At 35.5% G+C, this 14,354-nt stretch carries 18 protein-coding genes; 6 read left to right on the top strand and 12 right to left on the bottom strand.

The window, feature by feature from the left end; all coding sequences use genetic code 11:
• Nucleotide 1: 1 nt before the first annotated feature.
• From ABZC13_RS06595 to gltX, 11 genes are all read right to left on the bottom strand, one after another.
• Nucleotides 2-1,087 carry an efflux RND transporter periplasmic adaptor subunit gene (locus ABZC13_RS06595; protein ID WP_373001578.1) on the bottom strand — a complete coding sequence of 362 codons (1,086 nt, stop codon included), beginning with the start codon at nucleotides 1,085-1,087 and terminating at the stop codon, nucleotides 2-4.
• On the bottom strand, nucleotides 1,080-2,249 hold the full coding sequence (locus ABZC13_RS06590; RefSeq protein WP_373001576.1) for a TolC family protein: 1,170 nt from the start codon (nucleotides 2,247-2,249) through the stop codon (nucleotides 1,080-1,082). The genes ABZC13_RS06595 and ABZC13_RS06590 overlap by 8 nt, the downstream gene beginning before the upstream one ends.
• Before the next feature lie 48 nt (nucleotides 2,250-2,297).
• On the bottom strand, nucleotides 2,298-2,603 hold the full coding sequence (locus tag ABZC13_RS06585) for a hypothetical protein (RefSeq protein ID WP_373001574.1): 306 nt from the start codon (nucleotides 2,601-2,603) through the stop codon (nucleotides 2,298-2,300).
• Between the two features lie 97 nt (nucleotides 2,604-2,700).
• Complete coding sequence (locus ABZC13_RS06580; RefSeq protein WP_373001572.1) at nucleotides 2,701-2,970, bottom strand: Txe/YoeB family addiction module toxin; 270 nt, start codon at nucleotides 2,968-2,970, stop codon at nucleotides 2,701-2,703.
• On the bottom strand, nucleotides 2,964-3,209 hold the full coding sequence (locus tag ABZC13_RS06575; protein WP_373001570.1) for a type II toxin-antitoxin system Phd/YefM family antitoxin: 246 nt from the start codon (nucleotides 3,207-3,209) through the stop codon (nucleotides 2,964-2,966). Before ABZC13_RS06575 ends, ABZC13_RS06580 begins: the two co-directional genes overlap by 7 nt.
• Nucleotides 3,210-3,568: 359 nt before the next feature.
• A complete protein-coding gene (locus ABZC13_RS06570; RefSeq protein ID WP_373001568.1) occupies nucleotides 3,569-4,210 on the bottom strand; it encodes an HAD family hydrolase in 642 nt (213 codons plus the stop codon).
• Nucleotides 4,207-5,976, bottom strand: a complete 1,770-nt coding sequence (locus ABZC13_RS06565; RefSeq protein ID WP_373001566.1) for an ABC transporter ATP-binding protein — start codon at nucleotides 5,974-5,976, stop codon at nucleotides 4,207-4,209. Before ABZC13_RS06565 ends, ABZC13_RS06570 begins: the two co-directional genes overlap by 4 nt.
• Complete coding sequence (locus ABZC13_RS06560; protein ID WP_373001564.1) at nucleotides 5,969-7,015, bottom strand: SO_0444 family Cu/Zn efflux transporter; 1,047 nt, start codon at nucleotides 7,013-7,015, stop codon at nucleotides 5,969-5,971. The genes ABZC13_RS06565 and ABZC13_RS06560 overlap by 8 nt, the downstream gene beginning before the upstream one ends.
• 74 nt (nucleotides 7,016-7,089) lie before the next feature.
• Nucleotides 7,090-7,542: a hypothetical protein gene (locus tag ABZC13_RS06555; RefSeq protein ID WP_373001562.1), complete on the bottom strand. Its 453-nt coding sequence runs from the start codon at nucleotides 7,540-7,542 to the stop codon at nucleotides 7,090-7,092.
• On the bottom strand, nucleotides 7,542-8,081 hold the full coding sequence (locus ABZC13_RS06550) for a DUF2202 domain-containing protein (RefSeq protein WP_373001560.1): 540 nt from the start codon (nucleotides 8,079-8,081) through the stop codon (nucleotides 7,542-7,544). Before ABZC13_RS06550 ends, ABZC13_RS06555 begins: the two co-directional genes overlap by 1 nt.
• A gap of 123 nt (nucleotides 8,082-8,204) precedes the next feature.
• Nucleotides 8,205-9,593: a glutamate--tRNA ligase gene (gene gltX, locus ABZC13_RS06545; protein ID WP_373001558.1), complete on the bottom strand. Its 1,389-nt coding sequence runs from the start codon at nucleotides 9,591-9,593 to the stop codon at nucleotides 8,205-8,207.
• A 192-nt stretch (nucleotides 9,594-9,785) separates the two neighbouring features.
• Here gltX and ABZC13_RS06540 point away from each other — a divergent pair, with 192 nt between their 5' ends.
• The 6 genes from ABZC13_RS06540 to ABZC13_RS06515 all read left to right on the top strand — a co-directional run bounded on the left by ABZC13_RS06540 (nucleotide 9,786) and on the right by ABZC13_RS06515 (nucleotide 13,965).
• On the top strand, nucleotides 9,786-10,148 hold the full coding sequence (locus ABZC13_RS06540; RefSeq protein ID WP_373001556.1) for a response regulator: 363 nt from the start codon (nucleotides 9,786-9,788) through the stop codon (nucleotides 10,146-10,148).
• A gap of 15 nt (nucleotides 10,149-10,163) precedes the next feature.
• On the top strand, nucleotides 10,164-10,781 hold the full coding sequence (locus ABZC13_RS06535) for a chemotaxis protein CheC (RefSeq protein WP_373001554.1): 618 nt from the start codon (nucleotides 10,164-10,166) through the stop codon (nucleotides 10,779-10,781).
• Entirely contained in the window at nucleotides 10,781-12,067 is a 1,287-nt protein-coding gene (locus tag ABZC13_RS06530; RefSeq protein ID WP_373001552.1) for a diguanylate cyclase, read from the top strand. Before ABZC13_RS06535 ends, ABZC13_RS06530 begins: the two co-directional genes overlap by 1 nt.
• Before the next feature lie 67 nt (nucleotides 12,068-12,134).
• Nucleotides 12,135-12,971, top strand: a complete 837-nt coding sequence (locus ABZC13_RS06525) for a SurA N-terminal domain-containing protein (protein ID WP_373001550.1) — start codon at nucleotides 12,135-12,137, stop codon at nucleotides 12,969-12,971.
• Entirely contained in the window at nucleotides 12,961-13,404 is a 444-nt protein-coding gene (locus ABZC13_RS06520) for a cytidine/deoxycytidylate deaminase family protein (protein WP_373001548.1), read from the top strand. The genes ABZC13_RS06525 and ABZC13_RS06520 overlap by 11 nt, the downstream gene beginning before the upstream one ends.
• Nucleotides 13,405-13,413: 9 nt before the next feature.
• On the top strand, nucleotides 13,414-13,965 hold the full coding sequence (locus tag ABZC13_RS06515; RefSeq protein WP_373001546.1) for an iron-sulfur cluster assembly scaffold protein: 552 nt from the start codon (nucleotides 13,414-13,416) through the stop codon (nucleotides 13,963-13,965).
• Nucleotides 13,966-13,971: 6 nt separating this feature from the next.
• On the opposite strand, the gene arsC is transcribed toward ABZC13_RS06515, so the two are convergent.
• Nucleotides 13,972-14,325: an arsenate reductase (glutaredoxin) gene (arsC, locus tag ABZC13_RS06510; RefSeq protein WP_373001544.1), complete on the bottom strand. Its 354-nt coding sequence runs from the start codon at nucleotides 14,323-14,325 to the stop codon at nucleotides 13,972-13,974.
• Nucleotides 14,326-14,354 lie beyond the last annotated feature (29 nt).

Below are 14,354 nucleotides of genomic sequence, written 5' to 3'. Positions count from 1 at the left end.
CCTAGTGACCGTGTCCGCCAAGAGAAGATTTAAGTAGTTGTGATTTTACATAGTAACTTTTGTCACTAACGTATTTCTCATCCAGCTCTAAACCTTCAACTGCGGCAAACTCTTCATCTTGAGTCACTATGTTGATAACACGAGCTTCATATGTTGCTTCATGTTTTTCTTCATCATGTCCTTCGTGCTTTTCATGTTCATCCTCTTTTGGAACAAACACAACCCATTCGTTATTAAAAAACGACAGAGCAGATTTTTCTACTGCTACATATTTTTTTGTAGAGTTAAAGTAGAGTGTTGATGATGTGTAAGCATTTACATATAGGTTGTCTGTAATCTCATCTATGCTTGATAGTAAAACTATTCTTTGAGTCTTCTCATCTACATTTGGAAGTATCTGTGTTACGTTTGAGACGATGTTTTTAGCATTTGTCTTTATAACTATCTTCTGTCCTATTTTAACCTTAGATGCATATTCTAAGGGCAAGAAAGATTTCAGATAAAATGCTTGGCTTTTTATAACAGAGATGATAGGAGTATCTTCTTTGATACTGGAGTGCAGAGGCTGAAGTATCTCTGATACAACGCCCTCACTGTGAGCGTAAAGTATAAAGTTTGGAGAAGCGCCTTTTAACTCATTTGTATTTACTCCTAAAGTGTTAAGCTGAGACTTTAGTGATGTAAGTTTTGCTTCTGCTTCATCTCTTTTGATGCTTTGAGTATTTAGCTCTTGCATCGAAGTCATACCTTTTTCATATAGACTTTTTGAAGCTTGGTAGTTTTTCTCCTGTGCTTGGAGTTGTTTCTTTTGAGAGATAAAGTTTGCTGTCATGTTTGAGAGCATTATAGACTCTATGAGGACTATTTTTTGTCCCTCTTTAACCCTTTGCCCGACTCTTACGTAATACTCTTCTATGTGACCGCCGACAAGCGACATGATAGACTGTGAAGCATTTGAGAGTTGAATTATCTGCGCGTTTAGTTCTACAGACTTTCCAAATGCTCTTTGCTCGGCATGTTTAGTCGGTATCTCAATCGCAAAAAGTGTAAGGGTTAAAGTGATTGATAGTAAAAATATTTTATTCATTATATGCTCCTGCAATATAGTTAGTTGTGATTGCATTTTGATTTAGTGCAGTGTCGATTTTTATGAGAGACTCTTTTGTCTTGATAACTCTGTTTTTGATGTTTTGAAGTTCAAGCAGGTTTGTACTTGCTATCTTGTATCCATCTTCAAACATTTTTAGAAGTTTTGTCTGAGTCTTCAGAGTCTCTTCATTTTTGTTTTTTAAAAGCACTAAAAGCTTTCTCTGTTTTTTTAGTTTGATATTTTCTATAGATATCTTTGCCTTTTCATTTTCTATAAGAAGTTCAGTTTTATCTGCTTCGAGTTTTGCTATTTGCATCTCTTCTGATGAAGTATTAAAAATAGCAAGAGGAATAGAAGCTCCTACTCTCATAATATTTTGATCTGGTTCATTTTCAAACTCAGCTGTAAGGTCTACCCACTTAACTTTGTTTGAGTTTATCTGCGAGGAAGCTTTTGCTTCTTCTTTGTAACTTTTGAGATAGTTTATGTTTGGGTTATTAAGAGAGTCTGCATCCGAGTCTAGTTTAAACTCATGTTTGAAATCAAGTTCTACTTCTTTAGAGATGCCTGCAAACTTAAGAAGCTTGAAATATGTCTCTTGGATAGTAATGTTAAGAGCCTGTGCTTTTATCTCAACCATCTCATAATCAACTTGTGCTTGAAGCATTACGCCCCTAGAGATTGTTCCGGCACTGTTTCTCTCTTTTGAGATGTCATATATATGCTTTGCAATCTCCAACTCTTCTCCAGCTAGTTCAAGCTTTTTTCTCTGGTTTGCATATTCCGTGTAGAGCATAGAGATATCACGAGTGAACTCTGCATATGTTAGTGAATAATCAGATGCAGCTTTTTGTAGAGTGGCATCTGCGTAAGCTTCTGAATCACTACCGACTCCCCATAACCTTACTGGCTGAGTAAAGGCAGCTCTGTAACCATTGTCATCGCTAGAGTTATCTGGTTTAAAAGCTGAGTACTCTAACTCTAAAGACGGGTTTTTGTATCTAGTTATAACAGAACCTTGCTCGCGTGCTTGAGACAAACTCAAATTTGACGACTTTAAGTAAGGACTGTTTTTTAGTGCGTTGTCTAAAAACGCATCAAAATTTTGTGCAAATAGTGATGCTGAGATTAGAACAACTGCTGATAATATCTTTATCATTATTGTTCCTGTAATAATTATATAGTTTGTATTTAGTTGGGTTACAGGTTATGAGATAGGGGGTTTGTAAAATTCTAAATGAGTTTTGAAGTTGTATGTTTCTTTGTCTATTTTATTTGTAGTTGTTTTAAAGTCTACATCTGGTAAATGTGTATTTTGAGAAAGTAGATAGGATTGATGATACTCAAAGTGAATATCACAAAGGTCTTCATGAGATGAGGGTTTGTCAAACTCACTAACATACTCTATGGCACTGCAGTGGTCATCATCATAAGCTGCATAAACATACTCATGTACGATAGAAAAACTGATTACAAACAGTAGCGCTAATGTAGTTAGGCTTCTTAGTCTCATGAAAGCAGTATACTCTATAAAAGTAACAGAGTACTTTTAGGAGACAGTTTTTAGTAGATTGGGAATGTATTCACTGGGCTATATTAGTCGTTAAACCTTACTCTCCATAGTGCGTCCACATTCTAGATATTCTAATAACTTTATCACTTTCTCTAACTTCATAAACTATTCTATGTTTAATATTTATTCTTCTTGAATAAGAACCTGTTAAATTTCCAACCAATTTTTCATATGGAGGTGGTTTTTGAAATGGATTGTTTTTTATGAGCTCAATCAACTCTTTAGCTTTCTTGTCTAAGTTAGCAGATGAGAGTTTTTTTGCATCTTTTAAAGCTTGTTTTGAATAGAGAACTTTATAGTTTACCATTCAATATCTTCACTAAATTCACTATCAGGAGCGTTCATGGCTTCTTTTATAGAATCTGCCATACCAGTAACTGAATTTAGATACAAAGTTTCCTCTATTGCGTTCCAATCTTCTTCTGAAATCATCACAACATTGTTTCTTTTTCCAGTAATTATAATAGGCTGATGCGTTTGAGCTGTTTCATCCATTATTTTATATATATTAGTTCTGGCTTGGCTAACTGTCATAACTTTTGTCATAAAAACTCCTCTTATTCTAGTATGGTACCATATATCGTACGTATTGTCAAATTGAATTTATGAAATATAAGGGTTGAATACACTAATAAATATCTCATAGGCATTTATTAGTGTGAAACTATTCATCGTTCATTATTCCACAAATAACACATCTGGCTCCGTTCCATGCAGCAATAGAACCGCAATTAGGGCAATCCCAACTCGAGTGAAGATTCTTATCGTTCCATCTCTCCCGAGATGGAACGCATATAGAAGTAAATAAATACAATGATGCGTCACACCTCAGGAGAGGCGTAACGAGATGGGGTTATAGGTTCATAAATAGGTACATTTATATGTCCCTTAATCTCTTCAATAATTTATATACTTAGAAGCAGTTTTGGTAACTCAGAAAACTTCTCAATATGATAAGTGGCTTTTGAAAAGTCATGAGTTCTAGTAAACTCATTTTCAACTATCGCACACTCTATCTCAGCATTTACGGCAGATGTTAGTCCTCTTTGAGAGTCCTCTATGATTAAACACTCATCTTTCATAGCGTTAAACTTTTTCATACCCGCTAAGTAAGGGTCAGGGTGTGGTTTTGCACGAGGGTATTCTTCTACACAAAGAGAGAAGTCCATAAACTTTATGATGTCTCGCTCATTGTGTATAAGGTCAAAATCTACTCGTCTTGCAGTAGTTATGATTCCCATCTTGTACTCTTTTTTGAGTTCTTCAAGAGTGTCAACAACACCTTCTATTTCGATGTGTTCACTTCTTATAAACTCTCTGTAGTAGACATCTCTTCTAGCTCTTTGTGCATCTATGATAGAGTGAGAAATATTTTGCGCACGGGCTACTTCCCAAGCAGTTCCGCCTCTTGCCATTATCTCCATATAGACATCAAATGTTAGTTCTATATCTATCTCTGCCAGGGCTTTTACATTTGCTTCGTAGTACCAGTTTTCAGTCTCGACTAAAACGCCGTCGTTGTCAAAAAGAAGAAATTTCTTTGTCATAATAACTGCTTTTTCACAAATTCCATATAATGCCCTTCTTCGGCTTCCAACTCTTCATGAGTTCCTTGCTGAACTATCTTTCCACCATCTAAAACGTAAATAATATCAGCATTTTTAACTGTGCTTAGTCTGTGTGCGATGGTGATAACTGTTTTATCTTTTAGAAGCGGTGCTATAGTCGTTTGTAGTTTTGCCTCAGTGTGAACATCGAGTGCTGATGTAGACTCATCAAAGATTACTACACTTGGATCAGCGATAATCATCCTTGCGATGCTAAGTCTTTGTCTCTGACCACCCGATAATCTGATACCGTGACGACCTACGATGGTATCTAGTTTTTCTGACATTTCTTCTATCATATCCGTTAGTTGAGCTATTTCTAGCGCTTTATAAATATCATCATCACTTATACTTTCATCACCCATAGTTATATTAAACCTCAGAGTAGAGTTAAAAAGGATTGGCATCTGAAGAACTAAAAATATCCTCTGCCTTAGTGAGCTTTTGTCTATCTCTTCTATGTCCATGCCGTTGTACTTTAGCGAACCGCTGTTTTTTGCATAGAAGCCTGAAATTACTTGCGCGAGAGTTGTTTTACCACTTCCACTTGCACCGATAAGTGCTATCTTGCATCCGGCTTCTATGTTTAAAGAGATGTTTTTAAGGATGGGTTTTTCATTTGAATATGCGAAGTCCAAATCTTTTATAGAGATTTCCAGTTTTTTAGACTCTATCTTTTTGTCTCCGCTCTTCTCAGTTTTTAGGGTAAGTATCTTGTTTATTCTCTTTATCGCGCTCATTGCAGATGCATAGCTGTACTGCATGGAAAGAATGTCTTGAACGGGAGTCATGATAAACCAGATATAGCCAAACATCGCAAACATCATACCGATGCTCAGATCACTGTAAGCTACAAGGATAAGCCCAGATGCACGAATGATTTCAAACATTGTTAAAAAGATAGTGTAAGATAGTTTTTCATACGCTACACTTTTATAGCCATACGCATTTGATGTTGTTTGAACTTCTTTAGCATGAGAGATAGCATCAGTAAAAAAGTAATCCTCTTTGTTAGATGCTTTTATCTGTCCATAGAGGTCTAGAGTCTCTCCGATGTTATCTTGAAACTTCTCTATTGCATTGTTCTCGTCTTTCTTCAGATTACCGACGATCTTCGCCATCTTTTTACTCATAAGCATAATCATAGGCTGAATAATCAAAATCAATATCCCTAAAACAGGGTCGATTACAATCATAACAATAGCAACAGCAACCAGAGTTAAGATGGACGAAACAAACTTGCTCACACTTGTGATGATGAAAGCATCTAAAGTGTTTACATCAGTTACCAAGTTTGATGTTATTGCGCCTGAACCTAGTGTCTCATACTCATTCATAGATGCAATACGAAGATGTTCTATGAGACGTTTACGAATCATAAAGGTAACGTGCTTGGATATTTTGGTAAAGATCTTAGTGATGATCACACCAAGAAAGTAGTAGATAAAACGCAGTAAGATAACTACAACTGTTACGATTGCAATATAGTAAAATGCAGTTGTTCCATGAAGGAAGAAGTCGATAGCATCTACAAAATGAGCAGGCTTGTCTAAAAGAATCTCATCAACCATTATCGGTAGCATAAGAGGAATAGGTACACTTACTAAGATAGCTAAGAGTGTGATTATTTGACCGTAAATAAGTGCAGGTTTTTTCTCTAGTATGAGTCTGTAAATAGTTTTTAGGGTGATTGGTTTGTTATTCATTTGAAGCTTTTTTAAAATATGATTTTAATACAAAGTATAACATCAAACTCCATAAGACTAGACTACTTGCTATCTCTAAAAGACCGGCTTCTTCTTCCATATGGATAAGAGACTTGGCATCTATGGAGTTGATATCAAACACAAAATCAAGTCCAAGACCAAAAAGAACACTTCCTAAGATGATAGTTCCAAGGTAGATGTAAAGAGACTTTGTCCCTAGCATCTTCTTAACTACACCGATAGTAACGGTGTTTGTAGCAGGACCTGCACTTAAGAACACAAAAGCAGCTCCAGCACTTACTCCGCTAAGCATAAGTCCCGCAGCGATAGGCAGAGATGCAGTGGCACAAACATACATAGGTACCGCAATAGCGATTGCTATCAGGTATGAAAGCCATGAGTATTCTCTAAGAATATCACTAAGGTTTTGAGGGATAGCTATAGTAATAAGTGCTCCGATGATAAGACCCCAAAAAAGAGCTTTTGCAATATCACCAAGAAGAGTTACAAAGGCATACTCCATAGCTCTTTTAAATGAGAACCTTTGTTTGACTTCGCCCTCTGATGAACAAGAACTAGAGCAGCAACAACTATCACTTTTTTCTTCTACTTCCTCAGGGATTATCTCTTTGTCGTAGATATTTGTAAGTATTCCTGCAACCATAGCGATAGCCATAGAAGTTATAACTCTATAGATAGTGAATATCCAGCCAAACATACCGTAAGTAGCTAGGATTGAGTCGACTCCAGTAATGGGTGTAGAGATAAGAAATGAGAGAGTCGCACCCTTTGAAGCCCCACTTTTTTTGATACTAGATGCTAAAGGTATAACACCACAAGAACAGACGGGAAGAGGGATGCCAAAGATGGTGGACTTTATAACTGAGCTGATGCTCTCACGTCCGAGATGCTTTGTCACAAGTGTCTCAGGTACAAGTTCGTGCATAACTCCCGCAAAGGCAAGACCGAAGATGATATAAAGAGCCATTGCATTGCTAAGATCATACAAGGCTGTGAAAAATTCTAATAGTAGTTCCATAATCAGAAGTTTACCTACTTATTATTAAACTTCACAGGCACTTTTAGTTCAAGAAGAGTTATTTAAAAGGTATCTTAGTTTGTTTTTCTACCTGCTAAGTAATCTATTTTCCAGCCCTCAGGATGGTGACTTAGGTATAACTGTTTAGGTTTTAAATTTTCGCTAAAACGAACCATTACACGATTTTTCCCGATTGGGACTTCTTTGTTTATTACGATGTCTCGTTTTTTTCTATTTTGTAACTTTTTCTCTACAGCTTGTAGAACACTCTGTTTTGCCGTCTCACTCTCACTATACTGTTTTAGTGTCTTGTGAAACTCTTTGTTTTTAAGGGCAATAGACAGAGCATAAACTTGCACATCAGTATCATAAGACTCTTTTACCATTACTTTTGAGAGTGAGTTTAAGTCACCTTCATTTATAGCATCATAGTAAGATTGGACAGCTCTGCTTGGAGTATTTAAATCTACTTCGCTTGCAAGCGAAAAGCTTGCAAGACAAAGAGAAAGAGAAAGAATTTTCAACATTAGTTAGAGCTGTTATATGCGTCTATTGCACTACGAAATGCTGCAAGGTGATTTATAGAACCTTCTTTTAGGTTTTCATACGTTTTTACTACATCACTAGGCATACCGACTTGGGCATGTTCAATGTCATCAATATCTGTAATCTCAACATACTCTCCAACCATCAAGGCACTTAGTTCTGATTGAGATCCTTGTGCTATCAATGTGTCATAAAGCTCTTGTAAAACAGGAACTACAAACTGACCAACATTAGTCTCGTCGATGTTAGATGTATCAGCACCATATTTGTCACAAAGAATTTCAGCTTTGTCTATGTGCTCTTGTTCAGATAGTTGAATATTTGCAAAAACATTTTGGTTTGAATACATATTTCCAAGTGTGATGTATGTGTCACGAGCAACTTTTTCTTCTTGATAAATAAATACCAATGTATCTAGCTGCTCATCTGTAAGAGACACTGTAGTAGTCACTTTTTTACCTGCCATTGCACTTGTTGTCATGACAGCTACTACTAATCCTGCTAATAATATATTTTTCATTTTTATCCTTTAGGTTTAATGACAAAAGTATATAAGCTAAGTGTAAGTGAAGTGTTATCAGTTTGTTAATGCAATGTTAATAAGCAGATAAAAATTTATCTGCTTATTTGGGGGGGGGAAGTTTTAAGAGTTTGCAGTTATAGCATTTGCGATTCTAAGCATAGTCTCTTCTCTGCCTACCACTGCCATTACAACATCAAGTCCTGGACCACTCATTTTTCCAAGAAGTGCTACACGAAGTGGCTGACCGATTTTTCCAAAGCCTATCTCCATCTCATTTACAACACTCTCCATTAGGTGATGGTAATCACTTGGAAGGTGAAGCTCGTCAGAAGCACCGACTTTTGCTCCAAAGGCATTTAAAATAACAACAGAGTCATCTTTAAATGCTTTTTTAACAGCTTTTTCATCATAAGAAGTAGGAGTGGCTAGTATCTCTTGTGCGAGTTCTACCATCTCTTTTAAAGTTTTTGCACGCTCTTTAACAGCATCTAGAAGAATCTCTATTTTATCATGTGAAGTTAGAACTAGACCATATTCAGTTAGAAGTTGAGCCAACTCTTTGTTTGATGTATTTTTGATGTAGTGAGCATTTAACCAGTCAAGCTTTTCAGTGTTATAAATAGATGCTGATTTGTTTATATCTTTTGGGTTGAAAAGGTTTATCATCTCTTCCATAGAGAATATTTCCTGATCTCCGTGACTCCAGCCAAGACGAACTAAAAAGTTCAGTAGTGCCTGAGGAGTGTAACCCATCTCTTTATATGCCATAACATCAGTAGCACCGTCACGTTTAGATAGTTTTTTCCCTGCAGAGTTATGAATCATTGGAACATGGTAAAACATCGGAATATCAAATCCAAGAGCTTTATAAACCACTATCTGTTTTGGAGTGTTTGAGAGATGATCATCACCACGGATTACTTCATTGATTCCCATTAAGTGGTCATCAATAGCTACAACAAAGTTGTAAGTAGGTGCTCCATCAGCTCTTGCGATTACAAAATCATCTAAGATATCTTGGGCTTGAAAACTAATATTACCTTTAACGCCGTCTTTAACTAAGACCTCTCCAGTTAGAGGTGCTTTAATACGGATAACTGGTTCAACACCTTCTGGCGGAGTTCCATCAAAATCACGATAGCGACCATCATACATAGTACGCTCTTTGTTCGCCATCTGAGTCTCACGAAGCTCTGTAAGTTCTTCTTTTGACATGTAACATTTGTAGGCTTTGCCTTCATCTAAAAGTTGTTTGATGTATTTAGCATATATCTCATCTCTTTGTGATTGGTAAGTTATCTCGCCGTCATGATCTAAACCTAACCACTCAAACGCCTTTAAAATAGCATCTGAAGCCTCCTCTGAGTTTCTTGCTTTATCCGTATCTTCGATGCGAAGAACAAATTTTCCACCATTTTTTTTAGCCCAAAGGTACGAAAAAAGAGCAGTTCTTAAACCACCAATATGAAGATAGCCGGTAGGGCTAGGAGCAAAACGAGTAACAACCATGAGAGAGCCTTTTATTTTAGTAGTTGAATTTTAGACAAATGTTTGTTAAAAATGGGTAAAACTTTTTCAATTTAAACATATTAAGCTTTTTAATTGTTGTCTCCCAAAAATCTAAAGTATTTATTTAATTATGGTAGAATATAATGAATTAATTAAAGTTATATCACATGACTAAGAATGGAGTTTACAGATTTGAAAGTATTAGTTGTAGATGACTCAAAGCTTGCAAGATTATCACTCATAAAATCAGTGAAAAATGTTGAGCCGGCTACGGAGTTTTTTGAAGCAGAAAACGGGGCGATAGCAGTAGAAGTATTTAAAAAAGAGATGCCTCGTGTAGTATTTTTAGATCTTACTATGCCTGTAATGGATGGTTATGAAGCTTTGGCGGAGATTATGAAGATAGACTCAGATGCTCAAGTTATAGTTGTGAGTGCAGACATACAACCTGTAGCAAGAGAAAGAGTTTTAAAACTTGGTGCTAAAAACATGTGTCCCAAACCAATAAATGATGAGAAAATGCAAAACATTTTCATTAATGATTTAATCGTATAAAAAGGTAGTTAATTTTTGAATAGTATAAATTTCAACGAAGATCAAATAGACGCATTAAAAGAGTTTATGAATATTTCGATTGGTCAGGCGACTTCTCATGTGGCTGAACTCCTAAATGCTTTTGGTACTATGCATATACCGAATATCTCTATTCAAGATATGAGTGAATTGAATCAAGTTGTTATTGATAATATAGATAAAAATTTAAATTACTATGTGATGAAACAGCTTTTTTCCGGTAAATTTGGTGGAGAGTGTGTGTTTATCATAAGCGAGGATTCTGCAAGTAATTTAGGAGCACACCTATACGACATAGAAGAGCCTTTAAAAGATGATATTACTGACGCCGTTATGGAACTTACAAATATCGTGACCTCTTCAATAATAAGTCGCTTGACAGAAGAGTTGGATGTTCAGGTTCAGTTTTTCGCACCGACATCCAATTTTCTAAATGCATCAAATATCATAGATGATGATGAAATCACTAGTTATTCAAAAATTATAGTTGTAAGTACAGAGTTAGAGTTTAAAGATCAAAATATATGTGCAAATATCTTTATACTTACAAAAGATGAAGCCATTACAAGTCTAAGAGATCTGATAGACAAAAAAATAGAAGAGTTGTATTCGTAATGGATGGTTTAAAATGTCCAGAGATTTTGTTAAACTCTTTAGAAAACGGTCATTTTGTAATAGATGAGAACTTCACGGTAACTTATTGGAATAGATGGTTAAGTGTCAATACTCAAATAACAAGTGAAGATATTATCGGTAAAAATCTCCAAGAATTTTATCCGGATATTAACTATAAAATTTTACTTCGCAAAATAAGAACTGCACTTAGATTAAACACTCCTACTTTTTATGACTCAAACTCCAACACTGTTTTCATACCAATCACTCGAAATAAAGTCACTAGAACAGCATTGAAGTTAATGCAGCAACAAGTAACGATTTCCCCATACATAGTGAATGAAAATAAAGTCATGGTCTCTATTTACAATATCAGTGAGCTTCATGAAGTAAAACTTTCCCTCCAAAAAGAGATAAATAAAGTAAATGAGTTAAATGAGATTTTAGAAAATGACAGAGATATAATAGACAAAAATATTATGGTGATGAAAACTTCAGCAAATGGAAAAATAACAGACGTTAGTAGTCTGTTTTGTGAATTTTTTGAATACGACAAGAGTGAACTTATCGGTAAAAATCCTTCTGTTTTTAAAAGTGGTAAATTACCTGACTTAGTCTATAAAGAACTTTGGAATACTATTACAAATAATAAATCTTGGACAGGTGAAGTTGAAAATGTAACTTCATCAGGTGAAAGTAGATGGGTGCAGTCAAGAATAACTCCTATTCTGAATAATGACGGAGAAATAGTGGAGTTTAATGCTGTTTATCAGGACATTACAAATAAAAAACTTCTTGAAGTACTCTATGTTACTGACCCTCTAACACAAATATATAATCGTACATATTTTGATGAGTTAATGACTTCTATAGCTCTTCATCAAAGAAAAGCTGATACTAATTTTATTATACTGATTACAGATATTGATCATTTTAAATCTATAAATGACACTTATGGTCATCAAGTCGGGGATGAAGCACTAAAAGATGTGGCTAATGTCCTTAAAAACTCTTTGAGAGACAATGATGTTGTTGCTAGATGGGGTGGAGAAGAGTTCGTTATTATGCTAAAAAATACTGAACTCGATGAAGCTCAAATGATAGCAGAGAAGTTAAGAGCTAATGTAGAAAAAGCAAAAATACAAGATACTATTAATGTTACAACATCAATTGGTTTAACTAAGTATTATGCCGGAGAAGATACCAACCTTACTTTTAAAAGAGCAGATAATGCTCTTTATGAAGCAAAAGAATCAGGCAGAAATAGGGTTGTTGTCGAGCTGTAGGATTGTTTTTAGGCAACTATTGGCTAAAAAGAGGTAAAATGCTTTTTTTAATTTTACAGGATAATTAATGCACAAAATATTTTTAACTATTATACTTACTTTAACGCTAAGTGCCGAGATTGTTGATGGCATCGCTGTTGTTGTTAAAGGGAGTGCTATAACTCTTTATGACATAAAAAAAGAGATGCAGACTTCAAAAATAGATTCTAAATCTGCTACAGATTCTTTAATAAGAAAAGCTCTTGAACAACAAGAGATAAATGAGAGAAAAATATCTGTTAGCAGTGGTGAAGTCTATGATGACATCAAGAAAACTGCTGCGAGAAATAACCTGAGTGTAAGTGAGTTTTACGAAGCTGTTAGAAATTCAAGCGGTTTAACTTCAGAAGAGTTAAAAGAGAAGATAAAAGAGAAACTACTCTCTCAAAAGCTTTATTCTGCGATCGCTTATAGTGGGGTTTCAGAGCCGACTGATGATGAGATAGAAGCATATTTTAAAACACATAAAAATGACTTTGCTCACCCAAGTGGATTTAAAGTTGTGATATATCAGTCAACAAACAAACAAAAGCTTCAAGAAAAAATTGATAATCCAATGTTCTATTCACCAGATATCTCTAGCAATGAGCAGGACCTTCCTTATGACAGAATCTCTCCAGAGTTAGCTTCTCTGTTAGAAAGGACTCCACTAAACACTTTTACAGCCGCAGTTCCTGATGGCAAAGGTGGATATATGAGCTTTTACATAAAAGAGATAGCATCAGCTAAAGAGACAGGCTTAGAGAGTGTTAGAAGCCAGATAATGAATATGATTGCTGCTGAGCAAAGAGAACAGGTTCTTGGTGATTACTTCGCTAGGCTTCGTCACAATGCAGATATAAAGATGATTAGAAATGTTAAGTGATGAAAATTTTATAAATATTGCCTTCGAACTTGCAACAGCTTCAAAGTGTGTGTCTAAACAGGTGGGTGCAGTTATTGTAAAAGATGGTCGCATCTTAAGTACTGGCTACAACGGTACACCTTCTGGATTTACAAATTGTTGCGACCACTGGGATGGAGAGTATACAGCAGATCACCATGACTGGTCAAAGACTTACGAGATTCATGCAGAGATGAATGCTATTATCTGGGCAGCTAGAAAAGGCATCTCAATAGAAGGTGCTTCGATATTTGTAACACTTGAACCATGCAGTGAATGTAGTAAAAACCTAATAGCAAGTGGTATCAAAAGAATCGTTTATGCAAAAGAGTATGAGCATACTCACTCAGATACGATTTCAAAATTTATTAAAGACAATGGTGTGAGTATAGAACAACTTGCTCCAAAAGTATAGAGGTAAAATATGCAAGAAGAAAATCAAGAAGAACTAAGTGCTGAGATAGCAAAACACATGATGCAGCCCGAGAATTATGGCAAACTTGAAGATGCAGATTGTGTCGGTGTAGGCATTGATAATGCGACAAAGAGTTATGTAATCATGTATATGAAAAGAGACAGTAGTCATATTCTTGATGTGAAGTTTGGTACAAACTCTGCAACTCAAGACGCGGCAACTCTTGGCTCTCTTCTTACAGAGATGATAAAAGGCGAACCTATAGTTGATTCTCTTGTAACAGTTTTAGGATTAGAGCAAGACCTTCAAGAAGCTTATGCAAATATTCAACCGCCAAAAATAGATACATCTAAGCCAGAAGGTGAGCAGGTAGAGCATATCTCAACAGATCATCAAGACAGTGCAAATATGGTACTTACTTCTTTTAGAGCAGCTATGCGCCATTACGACCGCAAGCAAGAAGGCATAGAAGAGGAACAGTTTGAGATGAGCATAGTAAAAACTTGCCCATACTCAAGCGGTGACTGTACTTTTGTAGAAAAAACTAAAGGGAAAAAGTAACTCTCTTTAGCTAGTTAAAAACTTAGCAATTATAGAAGTAGGTCTTCCTATGATTGCTTTTCCATCTTTAAAAATCACAGGTCTCTCAATAAGCTTTGGATTCTCAACCATAGCATCTACTAATTTATCATAATCATCTTCTTCTTTTAGATTTAGTTCCAAATAGATATCTTCTTTAGTTCTCATTAACTCTCTAGGGTTCATTCCAAGCATAGTAAGTGCGGTTGTAATCTCATCCTTGGTAGGAGTAGTCTCTAGATATCTTACTACCTCTTTTTCACATCCGCTTTCTTCTAAGATTGATAGTGCTTCGCGAGATTTTGAACATCTTGGATTATGCCAAATAGTTACTTGAATCATATAGGTTCCTTTTTTTCCGTATTTTACAC

The sequence above is a fragment of the Sulfurimonas sp. genome, from assembly GCF_041563035.1.
GTDB lineage: Bacteria > Campylobacterota > Campylobacteria > Campylobacterales > Sulfurimonadaceae > Sulfurimonas.
Note: the sequence above shows the minus strand (reverse complement) of the source record. Positions and strands in the feature narration are given on the sequence as shown.

Excerpts from the sequence above, each read along its gene's own strand:
- ABZC13_RS06550 (WP_373001560.1), bottom strand. The coding sequence starts at position 8,081 with ATGAAAAATATATTATTAGCAGGATTAGTAGTAGCTGTCATGACAACA.
- ABZC13_RS06595 (WP_373001578.1), bottom strand. The coding sequence starts at position 1,087 with ATGAATAAAATATTTTTACTATCAATCACTTTAACCCTTACACTTTTT.
- ABZC13_RS06555 (WP_373001562.1), bottom strand. The coding sequence starts at position 7,542 with ATGTTGAAAATTCTTTCTCTTTCTCTTTGTCTTGCAAGCTTTTCGCTT.
- gltX (WP_373001558.1), bottom strand. The coding sequence starts at position 9,593 with ATGGTTGTTACTCGTTTTGCTCCTAGCCCTACCGGCTATCTTCATATT.
- ABZC13_RS06515 (WP_373001546.1), top strand. The coding sequence starts at position 13,414 with ATGCAAGAAGAAAATCAAGAAGAACTAAGTGCTGAGATAGCAAAACAC.
- ABZC13_RS06560 (WP_373001564.1), bottom strand. The coding sequence starts at position 7,015 with ATGGAACTACTATTAGAATTTTTCACAGCCTTGTATGATCTTAGCAAT.
- ABZC13_RS06530 (WP_373001552.1), top strand. The coding sequence starts at position 10,781 with ATGGATGGTTTAAAATGTCCAGAGATTTTGTTAAACTCTTTAGAAAAC.
- ABZC13_RS06520 (WP_373001548.1), top strand. The coding sequence starts at position 12,961 with ATGTTAAGTGATGAAAATTTTATAAATATTGCCTTCGAACTTGCAACA.
- ABZC13_RS06580 (WP_373001572.1), bottom strand. The coding sequence starts at position 2,970 with ATGGTAAACTATAAAGTTCTCTATTCAAAACAAGCTTTAAAAGATGCA.
- ABZC13_RS06590 (WP_373001576.1), bottom strand. The coding sequence starts at position 2,249 with ATGATAAAGATATTATCAGCAGTTGTTCTAATCTCAGCATCACTATTT.
- ABZC13_RS06585 (WP_373001574.1), bottom strand. The coding sequence starts at position 2,603 with ATGAGACTAAGAAGCCTAACTACATTAGCGCTACTGTTTGTAATCAGT.
- ABZC13_RS06525 (WP_373001550.1), top strand. The coding sequence starts at position 12,135 with ATGCACAAAATATTTTTAACTATTATACTTACTTTAACGCTAAGTGCC.
- ABZC13_RS06575 (WP_373001570.1), bottom strand. The coding sequence starts at position 3,209 with ATGACAAAAGTTATGACAGTTAGCCAAGCCAGAACTAATATATATAAA.
- ABZC13_RS06565 (WP_373001566.1), bottom strand. The coding sequence starts at position 5,976 with ATGAATAACAAACCAATCACCCTAAAAACTATTTACAGACTCATACTA.
- arsC (WP_373001544.1), bottom strand. The coding sequence starts at position 14,325 with ATGATTCAAGTAACTATTTGGCATAATCCAAGATGTTCAAAATCTCGC.
- ABZC13_RS06570 (WP_373001568.1), bottom strand. The coding sequence starts at position 4,210 with ATGACAAAGAAATTTCTTCTTTTTGACAACGACGGCGTTTTAGTCGAG.